18 protein-coding genes and 2 pseudogenes are annotated in these 16856 nt (G+C 63.6%); 11 read left to right on the top strand and 9 right to left on the bottom strand.

What is annotated here, in order from left to right; genetic code table 11:
* The 10 genes and pseudogenes from EOA38_RS09650 to EOA38_RS09605 form a co-directional block, all read left to right on the top strand.
* Positions 1 to 206 (top strand): annotated as a pseudogene (locus tag EOA38_RS09650) (FAD-dependent oxidoreductase); the annotation flags it as partial.
* 15 nt (positions 207 to 221) lie between these two features.
* Positions 222 to 521, top strand: a complete 300-nt coding sequence (locus EOA38_RS09645) for a ferredoxin family protein (RefSeq protein WP_126089877.1) — start codon at positions 222 to 224, stop codon at positions 519 to 521.
* Between the two features lie 50 nt (positions 522 to 571).
* On the top strand, positions 572 to 1126 hold the full coding sequence (locus EOA38_RS09640; RefSeq protein WP_127299045.1) for a peroxiredoxin: 555 nt from the start codon (positions 572 to 574) through the stop codon (positions 1124 to 1126).
* A gap of 22 nt (positions 1127 to 1148) precedes the next feature.
* On the top strand, positions 1149 to 1958 hold the full coding sequence (locus EOA38_RS09635) for an SDR family oxidoreductase (protein WP_127299044.1): 810 nt from the start codon (positions 1149 to 1151) through the stop codon (positions 1956 to 1958).
* A gap of 325 nt (positions 1959 to 2283) precedes the next feature.
* A pseudogene (gene nifA, locus EOA38_RS09630) lies at positions 2284 to 3965 on the top strand (nif-specific transcriptional activator NifA).
* Positions 3966 to 4139: 174 nt separating this feature from the next.
* The gene (gene nifB, locus EOA38_RS09625) at positions 4140 to 5618 is read left to right on the top strand and encodes a nitrogenase cofactor biosynthesis protein NifB (protein WP_127299043.1); all 1479 of its coding nucleotides are present in this window, start codon (positions 4140 to 4142) and stop codon (positions 5616 to 5618) included.
* Between the two features lie 37 nt (positions 5619 to 5655).
* Entirely contained in the window at positions 5656 to 5850 is a 195-nt protein-coding gene (locus tag EOA38_RS09620; protein WP_127299042.1) for a 4Fe-4S dicluster domain-containing protein, read from the top strand.
* 408 nt (positions 5851 to 6258) lie between these two features.
* The gene (locus EOA38_RS09615; protein ID WP_127299041.1) at positions 6259 to 6585 is read left to right on the top strand and encodes a nitrogen fixation protein NifZ; all 327 of its coding nucleotides are present in this window, start codon (positions 6259 to 6261) and stop codon (positions 6583 to 6585) included.
* A complete protein-coding gene (gene nifT / locus EOA38_RS09610; protein ID WP_126089884.1) occupies positions 6582 to 6794 on the top strand; it encodes a putative nitrogen fixation protein NifT in 213 nt (70 codons plus the stop codon). The genes EOA38_RS09615 and nifT overlap by 4 nt, the downstream gene beginning before the upstream one ends.
* A 2-nt stretch (positions 6795 to 6796) precedes the next feature.
* Positions 6797 to 7669: an SIR2 family protein gene (locus EOA38_RS09605; protein ID WP_126089885.1), complete on the top strand. Its 873-nt coding sequence runs from the start codon at positions 6797 to 6799 to the stop codon at positions 7667 to 7669.
* A gap of 211 nt (positions 7670 to 7880) precedes the next feature.
* On the opposite strand, the gene EOA38_RS09600 is transcribed toward EOA38_RS09605, so the two are convergent.
* From EOA38_RS09600 to EOA38_RS09570, 7 genes are all read right to left on the bottom strand, one after another.
* Positions 7881 to 8504, bottom strand: coding sequence for a hypothetical protein (locus EOA38_RS09600; protein ID WP_126089886.1), 624 nt, complete (start codon positions 8502 to 8504; stop codon positions 7881 to 7883).
* A 459-nt stretch (positions 8505 to 8963) separates the two neighbouring features.
* Entirely contained in the window at positions 8964 to 9296 is a 333-nt protein-coding gene (locus EOA38_RS09595) for a hypothetical protein (protein WP_126089887.1), read from the bottom strand.
* On the bottom strand, positions 9293 to 10084 hold the full coding sequence (locus EOA38_RS09590; protein WP_127299040.1) for an ABC transporter ATP-binding protein: 792 nt from the start codon (positions 10082 to 10084) through the stop codon (positions 9293 to 9295). Before EOA38_RS09590 ends, EOA38_RS09595 begins: the two co-directional genes overlap by 4 nt.
* Positions 10078 to 11079: an ABC transporter permease subunit gene (locus EOA38_RS09585; protein WP_126089889.1), complete on the bottom strand. Its 1002-nt coding sequence runs from the start codon at positions 11077 to 11079 to the stop codon at positions 10078 to 10080. Before EOA38_RS09585 ends, EOA38_RS09590 begins: the two co-directional genes overlap by 7 nt.
* A gap of 9 nt (positions 11080 to 11088) precedes the next feature.
* Positions 11089 to 12120, bottom strand: a complete 1032-nt coding sequence (locus EOA38_RS09580) for an ABC transporter substrate-binding protein (protein WP_127299039.1) — start codon at positions 12118 to 12120, stop codon at positions 11089 to 11091.
* Between the two features lie 46 nt (positions 12121 to 12166).
* A complete protein-coding gene (locus tag EOA38_RS09575) occupies positions 12167 to 13492 on the bottom strand; it encodes a PLP-dependent transferase (RefSeq protein WP_127299038.1) in 1326 nt (441 codons plus the stop codon).
* 29 nt (positions 13493 to 13521) lie between these two features.
* Positions 13522 to 14574 (bottom strand): 2-oxoglutarate and iron-dependent oxygenase domain-containing protein, encoded by a 1053-nt coding sequence (locus EOA38_RS09570; protein WP_127299037.1) that lies wholly within the window; start codon positions 14572 to 14574, stop codon positions 13522 to 13524.
* A gap of 217 nt (positions 14575 to 14791) precedes the next feature.
* Between EOA38_RS09570 and EOA38_RS09565 the strand changes: the two genes are divergently transcribed.
* Positions 14792 to 15124, top strand: a complete 333-nt coding sequence (locus tag EOA38_RS09565; protein ID WP_127299036.1) for a hypothetical protein — start codon at positions 14792 to 14794, stop codon at positions 15122 to 15124.
* 85 nt (positions 15125 to 15209) lie between these two features.
* Here the strand turns inward: EOA38_RS09565 and EOA38_RS09560 are convergent, their stop codons facing one another.
* Positions 15210 to 16097, bottom strand: a complete 888-nt coding sequence (locus tag EOA38_RS09560) for an ABC transporter permease (RefSeq protein WP_127299035.1) — start codon at positions 16095 to 16097, stop codon at positions 15210 to 15212.
* On the bottom strand, positions 16094 to 16856 hold a 763-nt coding region (locus EOA38_RS09555; RefSeq protein WP_145965941.1), incomplete at its 5' end, for an ABC transporter permease. The genes EOA38_RS09555 and EOA38_RS09560, both read right to left, overlap by 4 nt.

Below are 16856 nucleotides of genomic sequence, written 5' to 3'. Positions count from 1 at the left end.
ACATGCCGGCCCTGCTCCACACCAATTCCGGCAATTTCTTCATGACCTACCCGCAGCTGATGTCGCAGGCCGCGCAGAACTTCATGCGCGTCGACGGCAGGCCGAAGATCGAGAAGGAGAAGGCGACCACGTCTGCCTTCATCAAGGCGCGCTCGCGCTGGGGCCTGGTCAGCGACGCCGTTCGCCTGGCCTTCGCCTGGCGCTGAGAAGGAGAAGGAAAGATGACGATCGCAGTGGCCGAACTCCGCGTCGAGGACAAGCTCTTCCAGAACCGCTACCTGGTCGATGCCGGGCGCCCGCACATCAAGGTGCGGCCGCACGAGAAGCCGAGCCCCAACCTTATCGCGCTCACCCGCGTCTGCCCGGCCAAGTGCTACGAGCTGAACGACAAGGGCCAGGTCGAGATCACCGCCGACGGCTGCATGGAATGCGGCACCTGCCGCGTGCTCTGCGAAGCCTCGGGCGAGATCGAGTGGAACTATCCGCGCGGCGGTTTCGGCGTGCTCTTCAAGTTCGGCTGACCGCCTGTCGCACCAACCATCATCCCCCAAAAACCATAGGAGACAAAACGATGCTCGGTATCGGTGACAAGCTTCCGCAATTCAGCATCACCGGCGTGAAACCGGGCTTCAACCAGCACGAGGAGAACGGCGAGAGCGCCTTCGAGACACTGACCGAGATGAGCTTCCCGGGCAAATGGAAGGTCATCTTCTTCTATCCGAAGGATTTCACCTTCGTCTGCCCGACCGAGATCGCCGCCTTCGCGCGCCTGGCGAAGCAATTCGAGAGCCGCGATGCTGTTGTGCTGGGCGGCTCCACCGACAATGAGTTCGTCAAGCTCGCCTGGCGGCGCGACCATCCCGACCTCGACAAGCTGCCGATCTGGATGTTTGCCGACACCACCGGATCGCTGGTCGACGGGCTCGGCGTGCGCTCGCCGGAAGGCGTGGCATTCCGCTACACCTTCATCGCGGACGGCGACAACGTGATCCAGCACATCTACGCGACCAATCTCAATGTCGGCCGCAATCCCGACGACACCCTGCGCGTGCTCGACGCCCTGCAGACGGAAGGCCTGTGCGCCTGCAACCGGCAGATCGGCGGCGAGATGCTGATGGTCGCGTGACCGTCGCCGGGAGCCACTCGCCATGGGCGCAATCCCCCGCGATATCGCCGGCTGCCCGTTCCACGCCGACCGGGCGGCGCTCGCTGCGGATCGCGATGCGCGCAAGACGATGATCGTGACCGGCGCGAGCCGCGGCATCGGCCATGCCATCGTCCGCCTCTTCGCCGAAGCCGGCTGGCGCATCATCACTTGCTCCCGCCGGCCCTTCGACGCCGTCCGCTGTCCCTGGGAATCCGGCCCTGAAGACCATGTGGTGATCAACCTGGCCGACCGTGCGAACCTGCCGGCCGCGGTCGCCGAGCTCAAGGTGCGGCTCGGCGGCAGGCCACTTCATGCGCTGATCAACAATGCGGGCATCTCGCCGAAGGCAGACACCGGGGAGCGGCTGACGTCGCTCGACACCCCGATCGAGACGTGGATGGAAGTCTTCCACGTCAACTTCCTGGCGCCGATCCTGCTTGCCCGAGGACTGTTCGACGAGCTCGCTGCCGCGCGCGGCTCCGTCATTAACGTGACCTCCATCGTCGGCTCTCGCGTCCATCCCTTCGCCGGCACCGCCTACGCCACATCGAAAGCCGCGCTCGCCGCGCTTACCCGCGAGATGGCCGCCGACTTCGCCCGCCACGGCGTCCGCGTCAACGCGATCGCACCTGGCGAGATCCGCACCGATATCCTGTCGCCAGGAACCGAGGAAAGGCTGCAGCCGCTGATCCCGATGGGCCGCATCGGCGAGCCCGAGGAAGTTGCCAGGGTCGCTTACTTCCTGTGCTCCGATGCAGCGAGCTACGTGACCGGCCAAGAACTGGCCATAAACGGCGGACAGACGCTGTGAATTCCAGGCTTGCGGCCAAACGCCGCATAATTCGTTGACTCTGACACCACCATATAGTCCAGAACTATCAGTCTATACTCGGACCTACAGAATTATATCAACAATTGCCCAATAATTACGCTTGATGCACTTTAATTGAGCGCGACAAACGGGGGCGACATGTGGGATACTTTAGCTGGCGGAATCGAGCCTCTAGAAGACGAGAATTCCGTGGGAGGAACACCCTTGGAACAATATCCGAGATGTTTCCATGACTCACATGCTGCGCGAACGGATCGATGAGGTAGAAGACCGGGACACCCTGCCGACACCGGCGATCAAGGCCATGCGCAAGGCGGACATTTCACTGAGCGGGATCTACGAGATCTCGAAGGTGCTGACCGCGCCTGCCCGGCTCGAGATAACGCTCGCCAATGTCGTGAACATCCTCTCCTCCTTCCTGCAGATGCGCCACGGCGCGATCGTCGTCCTCGACGACGACGGCGACCCGGAGATTTCCGCGACCGCGGGCATGACGCATCCCGGCCGCTCGGTTCCGCAGGCGGCCATCGACCAGATCGTCGCGACGGCAACGCCGCTCGTGATCCAGGACGTCGCCAAGTCCGAACTATTCGCGGCCTTCGCCCAGCAGCCCTCTGCTACCGGTGAATTTCCGATCGCCTTCATCGGCGTTCCTGTGAAGGCCGACTACAAGGTCCTGGGAACCCTCTCGATCGACCGGGTCAGGGATGGCGCCACCAGTTTCCGCTACGACGAGGATGTGCGCTTCCTGACAATGGTCGCCAATCTCGTCGGCCAGACGATCCGCCTCCACCGGATCCTGAGCTCCGACCGCCAGCGCCTAATCGAGGAGACGCGTCGGCTGGAAAAGTCGCTCGACGACGAGCGCGCTGGCCCCGCCCGCCATCCGCATGTCAGGATCGATGGCATCGTCGGGGAAAGCCCAGCGGTCAAGCATGTGCTCGAGACCATCTCGATCGTAGCGAAGACGAATTCGACGGTGCTGCTGCGCGGCGAAAGCGGCACGGGCAAGGAGCTCTTCGCCCAGGCGATCCACGAACTGTCGCCGCGCAAGAACAAGCCCTTCGTCAAGCTGAACTGCGCCGCCCTCCCGGAAAGCGTCCTGGAATCGGAGCTCTTTGGGCATGAGAAGGGCGCCTTCACCGGCGCCGTCTCGCAGCGCGCCGGTCGTTTCGAGCTGGCCGATCGCGGAACGCTCCTCCTCGACGAGATCGGCGAGATCTCGCCTGCCTTCCAGGCCAAGCTCCTGCGCGTCCTCCAGGAAGGCGAACTGGAACGCGTCGGCGGAACGAGAACGCTGAAGGTCGACGTCCGCCTCATCTGCGCCACCAACAAGGACCTCGAGGCTGCCGTTGCCAAGGGCGAGTTCCGCCCCGACCTCTACTACCGCATCAACGTCGTTCCGGTCATCCTGCCCCCGCTCAGGGAGCGGCCCAGCGACATTCCACGTCTCGCCAATGCCTTCCTCTCCCGCTTCAACAAGGAGAACCGCCGCGATCTCGCCTTCGCGCCGGCGGCACTCGAGCTGATCTCCCGGTGCTACTTCCCGGGCAACGTCCGCGAACTGGAGAACTGCGTGCGCCGCACGGCGACCCTGGCCCGATCGAGGACCATCGCGCCCTCGGATTTCGCATGCAAGAGCAGCCAGTGCCTGTCCTCGCTCCTGTGGAAGGGGGCCGACCGGTCGCACGGGGGAGCCCCATCGACGACCTCGCCCAGGGCCGCGTGATGCCGGCCGGATCGTCGGCATCGGTCAGGCGCGTGCCCGCTCCCGCGGAAGGTGCGGCACCACCCGTCAAGGCGTGCGATCCGAACGACCCCGCCTGTCCGGCCATGGGGTCCCGGCTGACCGAACGCGACCGCCTGATCGACGCGATGGAACGGGCCGGCTGGGTCCAGGCCAAGGCCGCCCGTATCCTCGGCCTTACGCCGCGCCAGGTGGGTTATGCGCTCCGCCGCCACGGTGTCGAGGTGCAGAAGTTCTGAGGCGGGCGGGCACGGACAAGCCCAGGCGAATGTCGAAACCCCGACAAAACCGTGTCGGAGCCCGCGCAGGGAATCCGACACGAAACGCTAGTACTTTGAAATTCTTTACATTTCCGACTTGGCACGGCTCTTGCGATACCACTCGTGACGTTCACCTGGGAACGGAGCCGCTCGATGTCCGCACCGATGATCTCGCTGGAAAGCCTGGCCAGCACCACCTCCTTCGACCAGTTGCTGGCGACCGCCAAGTCCGGCGGCTGCTCGTCCTCGTCCTGCGGCTCCTCCGCCAGGCCTGACGACATGGACCCGGCGGTCTGGGAGAAGATCAAGGACCATCCCTGCTATTCGGAAGAGGCCCACCACTATTTCGCGCGCATGCATGTGGCCGTGGCGCCCGCCTGCAACGTCCAGTGCAATTACTGCAACCGCAAATATGACTGCGCCAACGAGAGCCGGCCCGGCGTCGTCTCGGAGAAGCTGACCCCCGACCAGGCGATGCGCAAGGTTATTGCCGTCGCCAACGAGGTGCCGCAGCTTTCCGTGCTTGGCATCGCCGGCCCGGGCGACGCCTGCTACGACTGGAAGAAGACCAAGGCGACCTTCGGGCAGGTCGCGAAGGAGATCCCTGACATCAAGCTCTGCATCTCGACCAACGGTCTGGCGCTGCCCGAGCATGTCGACGAGCTCGCTGACATGAACGTCGACCACGTGACGATCACCATCAACATGGTCGACCCGGAGGTCGGCGCGAAGATATATCCGTGGATCTTCCATAACCACCGCCGCTACACCGGCGTCGAGGCCGCGGAAATTCTGCACGAGCGGCAGATGCTCGGCCTGGAGATGCTGACTGCGCGCGGCATCCTCACCAAGATCAACTCGGTGATGATCCCCGGCGTCAACGACCAGCACCTGATCGAGGTGAACAAGTGGGTCAAGGAGCGCGGCGCCTTCCTGCACAACGTCATGCCGCTGATTTCCGATCCGGCGCACGGCACCCATTACGGGCTGACCGGCCAGCGCGGCCCCAAGGCGATGGAGCTGAAGGCGCTGCAGGACCGGCTCGAAGGCGGCGCCAAGCTGATGCGCCACTGCCGCCAGTGCCGGGCCGATGCGGTCGGCCTGCTCGGCGAGGACCGCGGCCAAGAATTCACGCTCGACCAGATTCCCGACGAGGTTATCTATGACGCCAGCAAGCGCGAGGCCTATCGCGAGGTAGTCGCCCGCGAGCGCGGCGACCACGTGGCGGCCAAGGGCGAGGCGGTCGAAACCGTGAGGGCCGCGTCCGGCGGATCGTTGCTCGTCGCCGTGGCGACCAAGGGCGGCGGCCGCGTCAACGAGCATTTCGGCCATGCCAGGGAGTTCCAGGTCTACGAGGCGTCGCCTAAGGGGATCGGCTTCGTCGGCCACCGCAAGGTCGAGCAGTACTGCCTCGGCGGCTGGGGTGAGGACGCCACTCTCGACGGCGTCATCGCCGCGCTCGAAGGCATCGACGTCGTGCTCTGCGCCAAGATCGGGGAATGCCCGAAAGACCAGCTCACCGCCGCCGGCATCCGGGCGACCGACGCATATGGCTACGACTATATCGAAACCGCGATCGGCGCGCTCTACGCCGGGGAATTCGGGATCGAACCGCTGGCGGCAACGGCCTGAGCCGCCTCATCTCAACCATCAAACGAGGAGTTGAAAAATGGCCTTCAAGATCATTGCCTCCCAATGCACCCAGTGCGGTGCCTGCGAGTTCGAATGTCCTTCCGCCGCGATCAAGTTCAAGGGCGAGACCTACATTATCGATCCGAACAAGTGCACCGAATGCGAGGGCTTGTTCGACACCCAGCAATGCGCCTCCGTCTGCCCGGTGCCCAAGACCTGCGTCCCCGCCTGAAGCCTCTAGGCATGATCCCGAACCGAAGGACCGCGTTAGCGAAAGGCGGGAACCGGTTTTCGGATCATGCTCGATGAGGATTCAGACGCCCGGCGCGGGCCGCCTCGGCAGGGCCTTGAACCCTGCATGCCTGGCGGCCCGCGGCCGATCTTCTGCTGGACGGACCGTTCGCAAGAGGGTTGAGAGGTAGCCGTGGTTTCGGTGAGCACGATCGACGAGTCGGCGAGCGATAGTATCGCCGGGGCGCCCGCACCGTCAGCTTCGCGATCCGGACTTCAGGGTTCGCTTCACCGTCGCGGAAAGGATCGCACCCGAAGAACTTGGACCTCTGCTCGATGACGATGACGAGGCGGTCCACAACGTAGCGCGCGAACGCTTTGCCGAAGCGCGGGAAAAAAGGGCTGAACCATGGGTCTAGGGCGCGAACAGGAAGTCGAAATCCGCAAGCCCCCGCAATTCATGCCGGGCGAGCGCGTGCGCGCCACACGGCACGTCCAGAACGACGGCACCTATCCCGGCAAGGAGATCGGCGAAAACCTGGTGCGGAAAGGCGACGAGGGCTATGTCCGCGATGTCGGCACCTTCCTCCAGCAGTTCTACATCTACGCCGTCGAATGGGTCGGTCGCGGCACCGTCGTCGGCATGCGCGCGCGCGAGCTCCTGAGCCTCGACAAGGCTACACCTGCCGGCGCAGCCGAAACCGCCGCCAGCCTCAATGAAGGAACCGCCCGATGAAAGTCATGATCCGCCGGACCGGCTCCGGCCTGTCGGCCTACGTGCCAAAGAAGGACCTCGAAGAGCCGATCGTCGAGGTCGAGAATGAAGGCCTGTGGGGCGGCTCCGTGACGCTGAAGAACGGCTGGCGTCTCGTCCTGCCCGACCTGCCGGGCGACACGCGCCTCCCGATCACAGTCGAAGCCAAGAAAATTTCCGACGAGGACTGACCATGAACGCGATCCTGACGTCAGATCATCTTTTCATCGTCCGGGGCGGCGATGCCGAAAAGCGACTTGCCTGGTTGAAGGAAGCGCTCTCCGCCGATGAGGTCGTCCCCTATCTGGGTCCCGGCCTGCTTCGGCTGGACGGAGCGGAACCGCCGGTGCCCGACACGCCAGAGGCCGTCGCCGCCGCGCTGAACACGAAGGCGCCTGCGCCGTCGAAGATCCGCACCAATATGTGGTCGGTCGCCCAGTTCATCGAGCAGCGCCGCCACCGCCGCACGCTCCAGGCATGGATGGCCGAAATCTTCGCCGCGCCGGTCGTGCCAACTGGTTTCCACAAGTGGCTCGCCACGTTGCCGCTCTCCCTCATCGTCGACAGTTGGTACGACGGTGCCATGCGCGCGGCTCTCGCCGAGACGGGTCGAACGGACGCTGTTGAAATCCAGGGCGTCTCGCGGGCGGGCGAAACCCGCGACATCTGGACGAAGACCTATGATCCGGCCGGCGGCGAACTCGAAGCGGGCTCGACAGCACGGACCATCCTTTACACGCCGCATGGCGGCGTCCGGCCGGCGGCAAACTTCCTCGTCGCCGATTCCGACTATGTCGAGGTGCTGACCGAGATCGACATACAGACGCCGATCCCCGACGTTGTGAAGGAGCGGCGGACAAGCCGCGGCTTCCTCTTCATCGGCTGCCGCTTCGACGACCAGATGCTGCGCACCTATGCCCGGCAGATCATCAAGCGCTCCAAAGGACCGCATTTTGCCGTGCTCGATGCGGCAACGCTCACCAAGAACGAGCGCTGCTTCCTCGCGTCAAGCGGCATCACCGTCATTGACTTAGCCGCAGAGGAGGCTGTCGCTCGGCTCATTTGACGGAGTTCCGCTTGGTAAGTTCTCCGCCACCACCATTCGAGGCGCGCCGCGCGCAGAGCACCGACTGGCGTGCGCTTCCACCTCTCAAGGGTGAGCCGCAGGCGATGGCCGCGATTTCATCTCAAGCCAAAAACACTGTCACTCTCTGCCGCCAGCACCGTCTCGAATTCCGGCAGACCGGGTCTCGACCAAATCTGGCTTAATCTGGGCATCAATTCCTCCCTGTAACCGTAACCCACGCGGATAGGCAGGCAAGCTTTTGCTCTTTCCGCCATGGCCGCCCGACGGTCGCGCCCAACGCCCTCATGCGCGCTTCGACCTCTGCCGGCGCTACGTCGAGCCTCTTTGTCGCGAGGTCAGGAAGCGATTTCTCGTCCAGTTCGACAAGCTCAATACCGGCTCGCCCGATAGCAGACCGAAGCACCTCCCGAAGGGCGAGCCCTTCTGCGACCGGCGGATGATCCGGAAAGGCCAAGCTATACGCCAGAAGGTCAGTGACCCAACCGGCGCGATTTGCAAGCAGTGCCGCCACGACCGGCTCGTATCCCCGGTTCTGCAGCTTGTTGACAATATCGTTCAGCCCCTCCGCCGCAAGCTGCTCCTGTCGCTTGCAGCCCTTGGCGACGGCAGTGGCCGCGGCGGCCAAACCCCCGCCATCGGCGCTACGCACCATCTCAGCGGCAACATGATACGGCTCAAGCGAGAGGCGGTCGCCCTCGCTGGCCGTTGCGAGAAATGTCGACAATACGACGCGCGGCTCGCGCTCATCAGCAGAGACGCCGACGACCACGCTCCCGCCACGAACGACGCGAAATCCAAGCCCGATCCGGGTCATCGCGCTTTATGGCCCCCTTCGGGGACTATCAACGACGATCGATTGATCCCACCTCGCGATGCTATCCCTGACCGTCCCAGACCCACCTTTTCTTACTCCCCCTCACCCCCACTCGATAATTTTCGACTCAACTAGACAATTGATCTAGCTGGTTTTTTCTTGGTTTCAGCACTGAAAGGCCGACCCGCAGACCGTCAAAATCATACAGTGCTGATTTTCAACAAGAAAAGGCCGAGCTCGAATACGGCCCGGCAAAAAGAAGGGTCAAACCTTCAGAGGGAACACAGTCCAGCGGCTTGGGAGGAAATCGCTGAACAGTTCCTTTCTCGCTTGTTTTTCATCAGCCTGCGACGAAAACAATTCCAAATCTCTGCCGCTGGCTGAAATTTCTTATGAAACCTTGAGAGCAATAGCCCGAGCCGGATTCGAGGCACAGGCCCAAATCCGACGGACCTTAATTTAAGCCTGGTCCTGTGTCGGTTTGGTATCCCGCGGCAGATAACTGGATAGGAGCGCCAGCGCAGAAAGGATTGCACCCGCCCATAGCAGCATTTCGGAATAGCGTCGTATTCCAAGGAAATGCCAATTGCTGCACAGCGCCATCGCCAGCGAGCAGCGGTCCGAAGTGTAGAGGAGACAAGGCAGCGTTCGCTCAACCGGGAAATTGGCATTCCGCATCACCTGGGCATAGACGATCGCCCACCAGAGAACGGCGATGGCGATCAGCAATATGCTGGCGATCTCCAGCCACCATGTGATGCGGGCTCGCCCATTGAGACGCGGCGCTGTCATCCGCCAAATCCCAAGGTTTCGAGCACCTGCTGCCGCAATTTCACGATACGGCTGTCATCGCGATGCCGGGGATATGGCAGGTCGACCTCGACAACAGCCTTGATGCTGGCTGGGCGCTCTGAGAGAACGACCACGCGTTGCGACAGCAGCAAAGCCTCCTCAACGTCATGCGTGACAAGGATGACCGCGTAGCCCGCTTGCCGCCAGAGCGAGAGCAGCTCCTGCTGCATGGAAAGCCGCGTCAGGGAATCCAGGCGACCCAACGGTTCGTCGAGCAGGAGCACTCGCGGATTGTTGACCAAGGCACGCGCCAGCGCCGCGCGCTGCCCCATGCCGCCTGAAAGTTGATGCGGATATGCGCCGGCGAAGCCCTCGAGCTTGACCAGTTTCAGGGCGTCGTCAATCCGAGCGCTGCTCGCCGCCAGGGTGCCCTGGGCTTGAGGACCGAGCGCGACATTGTCGCGAACCGTGCGCCAGGGAAACAGCGTCGGATCCTGAAAAACAAGCACGCGCGACGGGTCCGGCTTCTGAACCGGCGCGCCTTGCGTCAGCACCGCGCCGCGCGAGGGCTGATCGAGTCCTGCGGCCAGGCGCAGCAAAGTCGATTTCCCGCAACCGGAGGGGCCAACCAACGCGACGAACTCGCCTGGGTTAACCGCAAGGTTTACATCATGGAGCACCGGAAGCGCCTGGCCCTCGAGCTCGTAGCGATGGGAAACGCCGTGGAAATCGATGGCTGCCCGCAGACCGCGGTCATTCTGCGCGGCCGCTGCCACTGCCGCTACCATTGCACCACTCCTCTTTGCCAGGAGAGCAGCCGGTCGCGGGCGACGAACAGAAGCTTGACGAGGCCCGAGCAGATCAGCGCCATGATGATGAGCGCGGCATAGACGTTGGCGTAGGCCGAATAGGCGGTCTGAAACTGGAGGTACCAGCCGAGTCCGTATTTGGCGCCGAGCATCTCGGCCACCACCAGGACGGCGAAGGAATAGTAGAGCCCCATGAACAGCCCGACGAAAACATTGGGCAGCGCCGCCGGGATCGCGACGCGCAGCACCAGAAAGCGGCTGTCGGCTCCAAGCGTCCGCGCAACATCGTAGTACGCACGGTTTACGCTGTTGACCCCTGACGCGGTCAGGATCGCGACCGGGATGCCCGAGGCCAGCGCGACCAGGAAGATGCTTGCCTGAAAGGTGGTGGGGAACAGGAAGAAGGTGGCCGGTATCCAGGCGCTTGCCGGCACGGGCCCGATCAGCTTGAGCACCGGCATGCCCCAGTAGGAAAACGTCTTCGACCAGCCGAGCGCGACACCGCCGACGAAGCCGACAACGATGCCGCTGCCGAATCCGATCGACCAAAGCCGCGCCGTGTAGGCGATGCAGATCAGCAGGCGCTGCCAGTCGACGATATAGACATGCAGCAGTCCGTGCGGCGGCGAAAAGAACGGCTTCGGCAACCAGCCGAGCTTCGCAGTCGTCAGTTCCCAAAGCCCGAACCAGACACCGAGCGCGATGAACCAGGGGCCGTAATGGATCAGCCACCCCCCAAGCCTGCCAAGTCGGTCGGCCGTGAAAACCAGAACCGCGAAAACCGCGGCGCCGGCCAGCAGGAGACCTCCGAACAGGTTGCGGCTACCCCACGGGACGACGTCGGGTAGCGCCATGGTGACGATCGCGGCGCCGATCCAGGCGGCCGCCGCGATCAATCCGTGCTTCCAGATGGCGCCGCCAAGCACGGAAGCCAGCGTCGTGCCGTCCTCATGCTTGTCGGCTGCCGCACTCATGCGCTGCGCCTAAGCCAGGATATCGACCGTGACGCGCGAGGCGAGTTCCGACGGCACAGTGGTCGGGTCAAGCACCTTGATCAGTGCCAGATCCTCGGCGGAGCGTTTGACCTGCGCCTCCAGATCCTTGCCGACCGGGTGAGTGTGCAAAGCCCAAGACGCGATCTCATCGTGGATGTCCTCGACCGGGAAGCCGGGATTGAGATTGTCGACGAACCACTTCGCCACCTCGTCCGGATGCTGCGAGGCGTATTCGTGGATTTCGATATCAGCCTCGGCGAGGCGCCGGATGGCGTCCTTGTTGGCGTCGAGGAAGGCGGAATTGACGCCGAGCACGCAGCAGACCGTGCCCTCGAAGGCACCGGTCTGGGTGTTCGCGACCTCGACCAGGTCAAATTTCTTCTTCTGCGCATAGGCCCATGGATCGAGATGGGCGAGCGCATCCGCCTGGCCCTTGCCGACGGTCTCGCCGACGAGATCGAACGGCACGTTTGTCCAGTTGACGTCGTTGTTCGGATCGAGGCCGGCCTTGGCCAGCGCCACCTGGAAGGAGTGCTTTGGCGGGCTCGCCACGTCGTAGGAAACGATCGTCTTGCCCTTCAGGTCTTCCAGCTTCTTGACGGCGGACGCCTTGGAGGCCAGCAGCCTGGTGCAACCGCCATGCGAGCCGGCGAAGAGTTTTACGTCCAGCCCCTGCTCGAGCGGCTTGATCCAGTCGTAAAGCAGGCCGGCGCCGGCGTCGGTCTTGTTGGTGGCGATCGATTGGATCAGCGTCAGCCCGCTGGCACCCTGGTAGTAGAGATCGATGTCGAGATCGTGCTTGGCGTAGATGCCCTTTGAAAGCGCAAACGCGATCGGCGAATGGCAGGCGGCGAACTCGGTCCACGACAGCCTGACCTTTGGCGGGTTGCCAGCGATAGCGTAACTGGTCGGCCTGGCGAGCAGACCGGCAGCGGCGGCGCCGACGCCGAGCGCCCCGGCCGTCTTCAGCATCCCGCGCCGCGAGATTTTCGAGCTTTTAATGTCGTTGCTGGAACCCATTGCCCTCTCCTTTTGGATTTGAAGCCGACAGTTGCCGGCGGATGCCTCATGCAGCCTTCAGCTCGCGGTCGCCGGCGACCTGGTCGAGCGCCTGTTCGAGATCGCGGATGATGTCGTCGGGATGCTCGATGCCGATGGAAAGCCGCACGTAACCGGGCGTGACCCCGGTCGCGAGTTGCTCCTCTGACGAGAGCTGCGAATGGGTGGTGGTCGACGGATGAATGGCGAGCGAGCGCGCGTCGCCGATGTTGGCCACGTGGTAAAGCAGCTTCAGCCCATTGATGAAGGAGCGGCCGGCTTCGCGCCCGTCCTTCAACTCGAAACCGACCAGCGCGCCATAGCTGCCCGACCGCAAATAGGCATCGGCGCGGCGCTTGTTCTCGCCGGTCTGATATTTCGGAAAGATGACGTCCGCGATCTTCGGATGACCGCGCAGATATTCCGCCACCTTGATGGCGTTCTCATTGTGCTGGCGGATGCGCAACGGCAGCGTCTCGAGACCCTGCAGCAATTGGAAGGCGTTGAACGGGCTGATCGCGGCGCCGACGTCTCGCAGCAAAACCGTGCGGATGCGCAGCACGTAAGCCACCGGCCCGAGCGGCTTGGCCGCCTCGACCCAGACCTTGCCGTGATAGCTCGGATCAGGCTGATTGAGCGTCGGGAAGCGCTCGGCATGCTCTTCCCACGGGAAATTGCCGCCGTCGATGACGATGCCGCCGATCGAGGTGCCGTGGCCGCCGATATATTTGGTCGCCGAATAGACGACGACCGCGGCGCCGTGGTCGAAAGGCCGGATGCTGAGCGGCGCGGCCGTGTTGTCGACGATCAGCGGCACGCCCAGCGAGCGGCCGATATCGGCGACCTCCTTGATCGGGAACACCTGCAGCTTCGGGTTGGGCAAGGATTCGGCGTAATAGGCGCGGGTGCGCGCGTCGGTCGCCCGCCGGAAATTCTCCGGATCGGCCGGATCGACAAAGCGCACTTCGACGCCGAGATGCTTGAGCGTCGCGGCAAACAGCGCCCAGGTGCCGCCATAGAGATCGGTCGAGGAGACGATGTTGTCGCCGGCGCCGGCGAGATTCAGCACCGAATAGGCCGAAGCCGCCTGACCGGAGGACAGCAGAAGCGCCGCTGCTCCGCCTTCGAGAGCCGCGATGCGGGTTTCCAGCGCATCCTGCGTCGGGTTGGAAACGCGGGTGTAGATATGCCCGATCTCGTCCAGCGCGAACAGGCGATCGGCGTGGGCCGTGTCCTGGAACTGATAGGACGTCGTTTGGTAGATCGGCACCGCTACGGCACCGCTTGCGGGGTCGGCGCGCCAGGAGCCGCCATGGAGGGCAAGCGTCTCAGGGGATAGATTTTCCAGCGTCATGGGACTTTACTCCTGTTTGATTTCAGCGGTCAGGCAAACGGTGCGACTTCGGCCCGGGCCTGGGCGGCGAGCAGGTCGGCATGGTGGCGCCGCGCCACGTCGGGATGCGAGCGCAGCCGGCTTTTCAGCGCGTTCTGTCCGGAGTTGCGATAGAGCGGATTCTGCGGATCGCGGGTGACGCCATTCGCCTGCGCCTTCAAATGCGGGGAGAGTTCCAGAAGCGGAATCTCCGCATCGAACGGCGCGCCCAGGAAGAAGGCGACGGACAGCCGGTCCGTGCCGGCCGGCGGCGTCACCACCCGGTGGACCGTCGCCTTGAGATAGCCGTCGGTCGCCATCTCGAGGAGCTCGCCGATATTGACCACGAAAGTTCCCGCGCGCGGCTCCGCGTCGATCCAACTGCCGTCCGCGTCCTCGACCTGCAGTCCCTTCTGCCGCTCCTGGAGAAGAAGCGTCAGGAAACCGCTATCCTTATGCGCGCCGACGCCCTGTTCGCTCTCCGTGGAATCGCGCCCTGGGTAACGAATGACCTTGATGAGATGGTTTGGCGTGCCGGCGTAGATGGTCTCAAAGGCGTCCTCATCCTGTTCGAGGATGACGGCGAATGCTTGTAGCAAGCGGGTCGAAAGTTCTGTCAGGCGCTCCTGCCACTCAAGCAGCAACGGCTTCAATTCCGGCAGTGCGCTCGGCCACTGGTTCGGCCCCTGAAGTCGCCGCCACGCTGGCTGTCCCGGATCGCGGGTTAGCGCTGGCGCTTCCGAGCCGATGTCGACCTGCTCACGCCAGTCCCTCTGCCCCCTCGTCAGTTCCTGGCCGACTCGGTTGTAACCGCGGAAATGCGGCGAGTTGACCATTTCGATCTCGAGCTTATCTTCGTCCGGCAAAGCAAAGAAGCGGCGCGAGGCACCCAGCACGTCATCGATCAATGACTGCGGAATTCCATGGCCGGAGAGATAGAAGAACCCCACATCGCGCGCCGCGCGCCGCAACTCTTCGAGAAATCGCCTGCGGGAGTCCGGATCGGAATTGTAGCCGGAAAAGTCCAGCACCGGGATTGTTCTCGCGTCGGCGGCCTTGCTCATTTCGATCCTCTTTCTCTGAGGACGAAAGCCTTGCACCGCCACCATGCGAAACAAAGAAAATGCCGACCTTTTCAGACAGGGCGGGAAGAATTCGCGTATCGCGGACGCGACCGCAGAGGCGAATTTTTGTTAATTCTATAAAACTTATAGACTTTGACCCCGATCGCACGCAATATCACAATGAGGTGTGGGGCTGCCGCTTCGAGGAGGAGACCTTATGACCACACGCCAACTGCCTGCGCTGCACGAAGGACACGCGCCCGTCATGCTGCATGGAGCATTCGACGAGGCGCTGGAGGCCTATCAGGACTGGGCGCCGGGGGCGGACGAGCCTCAAGTGGAATTCGAGGGCCGGCTGGTGCCGATCAGTTCCGTCTTCGGTCGGATGCGCACCTGCACCGACATTCTTCCGTGGCGCGTTCAAAGTGACGTCTCGGCGCTGATGGGCGGTGCATCAATCGGTAACGGTGAAAAGCCGACAACCTATGCCGATGCCGCTATTTTGCTCCGCTCGATCTGCGTGGAGCGGCTCCGCAAAGCAATGCAATAGAAGCAATCGGTGCGCAGGGTTCGTGTCCAGGCATTTTCCAGCCTGGGCACGGCTCCGCGCCGATCGACCGACGCAGAAACCGACGTCAGTGCCGATTGTTCTCGAAGGCGTCGACGCCTTGAGCGATCAGGTTGGTGGCCATCACCAGCGAGACGATTGCGCCCGAGTTGAAGACCACCACCCACCATTTGCCGCCGGTGAGGAAGCCGTAGCCTTCGGCGACCGCCAGGCCCCAATCGGCCGAGGGCGGCTGGATGCCAAGGCCGAGAAAGCTCAGCGTCGCGATCGAGAAGAAAGCGTAGCCTAGCCGCGTGACGAGCTCGATCAGGATCGTCTCCCTGATGTTGGGCAGGACCTCCAGCACCATGATGGCGAAGGCATTCTCGCCGCCGAGGCGGGCGGCGCTGACATATTCGCGTTCCTTCTGCTCGCGCACGGCAGCGCGCACGGTCCTGGCCACCAGCGGCGCGTAGGCAATGGCGATCACCAGGATGACCGTGAGGTTCGAGGGCCCAAGCGCCACCAGCGTCATGGTGACGAGCACGATGAAGGGAAAGGCCATCAGCGTGTCGAGCAGCCTCGCGCCTATCGCGTCGACCAGGCCATCGAAATAGCCGAGCACCAAGCCGATGACGGTGCCGGCGGCGACACCGCCCAATGTCGCGAGCGGCGCCACCAGCAGGATATCGCGCGATCCGACGATGATCCGGGACAGCACATCGCGGCCGAGATGATCGGTGCCGAACCAGTGCGCGGCGTCCGGCGGCGCCAGCGTGGCGAGAAAATCCTCAGCATAGGGATCATACGGAACCAGCCGGTCGCCGAACAGGGCGCAGCCGATCCAGAAGATCAGGATGAGCGATCCGATGATGACGGACGCAGGAAGACCGCGAACGGCGCGGCCCAGCCTGCCAGCGACCCGCAAGACACCGTGCGCGTGCGAAGGTGCCGGGAATTCCAAAAGGTCCATCATGGCGACGCCCGCCGCCGCTGCCGCGGGTCGAGCAGCGCCTGAACGAGATCGCCCATCGCGGCGGACAAGACGAAGATCGTCGCCATGACGAGGACGCCGGCCTCGAGCATCGGGAAATCGCGCGCCTTGGCGGCATTGAGCACCAGGTTGCCCAGGCCCTGGATGCCGAACAGCGCTTCGATCACCACCAGTCCGCCGAGCATGTAGCCGCTCTGGGTCGCAAGCACCGCGATCGTCGGCGTCAGCGCGTTGGGCAGCACGTGGCGGAGGATGACCTGCCAGCGATTCAGGCCTTTGAGTGTCGCGGTGCGCGTATAGTCGGCGGCCAGCGCCTCGATCACACCGGCCCGCGTCATGCGCGCCAGATAGCCGGCAAGGTTGAGCACCAGCGGCAGTGCCGGCAGGATGAGGTAGCAGCCGCTCGTCCAAAGGCCCGCTCCTTCGGGCGCCGCGCCGGTGATCGGCAGCCAATTCAGCCACAGGCCGAAGACCAGGAGCAGGAGCAGGCCCGACACGAAATCGGGCACGATACCAAACGAGACGCCGGCAAGAACGATCAGCCGATCGACAAGCCGACCCTGGTTGAGGCCGGCGACAATGCCCGCGCCGACGCCCAGTGGCACCAGAAACAAAAGGATGATGCCGGCAAGCGCTGCCGAGCGGCCAAGGCTTGCCAGCACGAAGGGACCGACCGGCGCGCGCATCGATAGCGAAGTGCCGAAATCGCCGGTGAGCGCCGCGCTGAACCAGCGCCAGTAC

Origin of the sequence: Mesorhizobium sp. M1E.F.Ca.ET.041.01.1.1 (assembly GCF_003997355.1) — a bacterium.
Lineage (GTDB): Bacteria > Pseudomonadota > Alphaproteobacteria > Rhizobiales > Rhizobiaceae > Mesorhizobium.
This window is presented reverse-complemented; position numbering and strand designations above follow the sequence as displayed.

Excerpts from the sequence above, each read along its gene's own strand:
- EOA38_RS09645 (WP_126089877.1), top strand. The coding sequence starts at position 222 with ATGACGATCGCAGTGGCCGAACTCCGCGTCGAGGACAAGCTCTTCCAG.
- EOA38_RS09640 (WP_127299045.1), top strand. The coding sequence starts at position 572 with ATGCTCGGTATCGGTGACAAGCTTCCGCAATTCAGCATCACCGGCGTG.
- EOA38_RS09635 (WP_127299044.1), top strand. The coding sequence starts at position 1,149 with ATGGGCGCAATCCCCCGCGATATCGCCGGCTGCCCGTTCCACGCCGAC.
- nifB (WP_127299043.1), top strand. The coding sequence starts at position 4,140 with ATGTCCGCACCGATGATCTCGCTGGAAAGCCTGGCCAGCACCACCTCC.
- EOA38_RS09620 (WP_127299042.1), top strand. The coding sequence starts at position 5,656 with ATGGCCTTCAAGATCATTGCCTCCCAATGCACCCAGTGCGGTGCCTGC.
- EOA38_RS09615 (WP_127299041.1), top strand. The coding sequence starts at position 6,259 with ATGGGTCTAGGGCGCGAACAGGAAGTCGAAATCCGCAAGCCCCCGCAA.
- nifT (WP_126089884.1), top strand. The coding sequence starts at position 6,582 with ATGAAAGTCATGATCCGCCGGACCGGCTCCGGCCTGTCGGCCTACGTG.
- EOA38_RS09605 (WP_126089885.1), top strand. The coding sequence starts at position 6,797 with ATGAACGCGATCCTGACGTCAGATCATCTTTTCATCGTCCGGGGCGGC.
- EOA38_RS09600 (WP_126089886.1), bottom strand. The coding sequence starts at position 8,504 with ATGACCCGGATCGGGCTTGGATTTCGCGTCGTTCGTGGCGGGAGCGTG.
- EOA38_RS09595 (WP_126089887.1), bottom strand. The coding sequence starts at position 9,296 with ATGACAGCGCCGCGTCTCAATGGGCGAGCCCGCATCACATGGTGGCTG.
- EOA38_RS09590 (WP_127299040.1), bottom strand. The coding sequence starts at position 10,084 with ATGGTAGCGGCAGTGGCAGCGGCCGCGCAGAATGACCGCGGTCTGCGG.
- EOA38_RS09585 (WP_126089889.1), bottom strand. The coding sequence starts at position 11,079 with ATGAGTGCGGCAGCCGACAAGCATGAGGACGGCACGACGCTGGCTTCC.
- EOA38_RS09580 (WP_127299039.1), bottom strand. The coding sequence starts at position 12,120 with ATGGGTTCCAGCAACGACATTAAAAGCTCGAAAATCTCGCGGCGCGGG.
- EOA38_RS09575 (WP_127299038.1), bottom strand. The coding sequence starts at position 13,492 with ATGACGCTGGAAAATCTATCCCCTGAGACGCTTGCCCTCCATGGCGGC.
- EOA38_RS09570 (WP_127299037.1), bottom strand. The coding sequence starts at position 14,574 with ATGAGCAAGGCCGCCGACGCGAGAACAATCCCGGTGCTGGACTTTTCC.
- EOA38_RS09565 (WP_127299036.1), top strand. The coding sequence starts at position 14,792 with ATGACCACACGCCAACTGCCTGCGCTGCACGAAGGACACGCGCCCGTC.
- EOA38_RS09560 (WP_127299035.1), bottom strand. The coding sequence starts at position 16,097 with ATGATGGACCTTTTGGAATTCCCGGCACCTTCGCACGCGCACGGTGTC.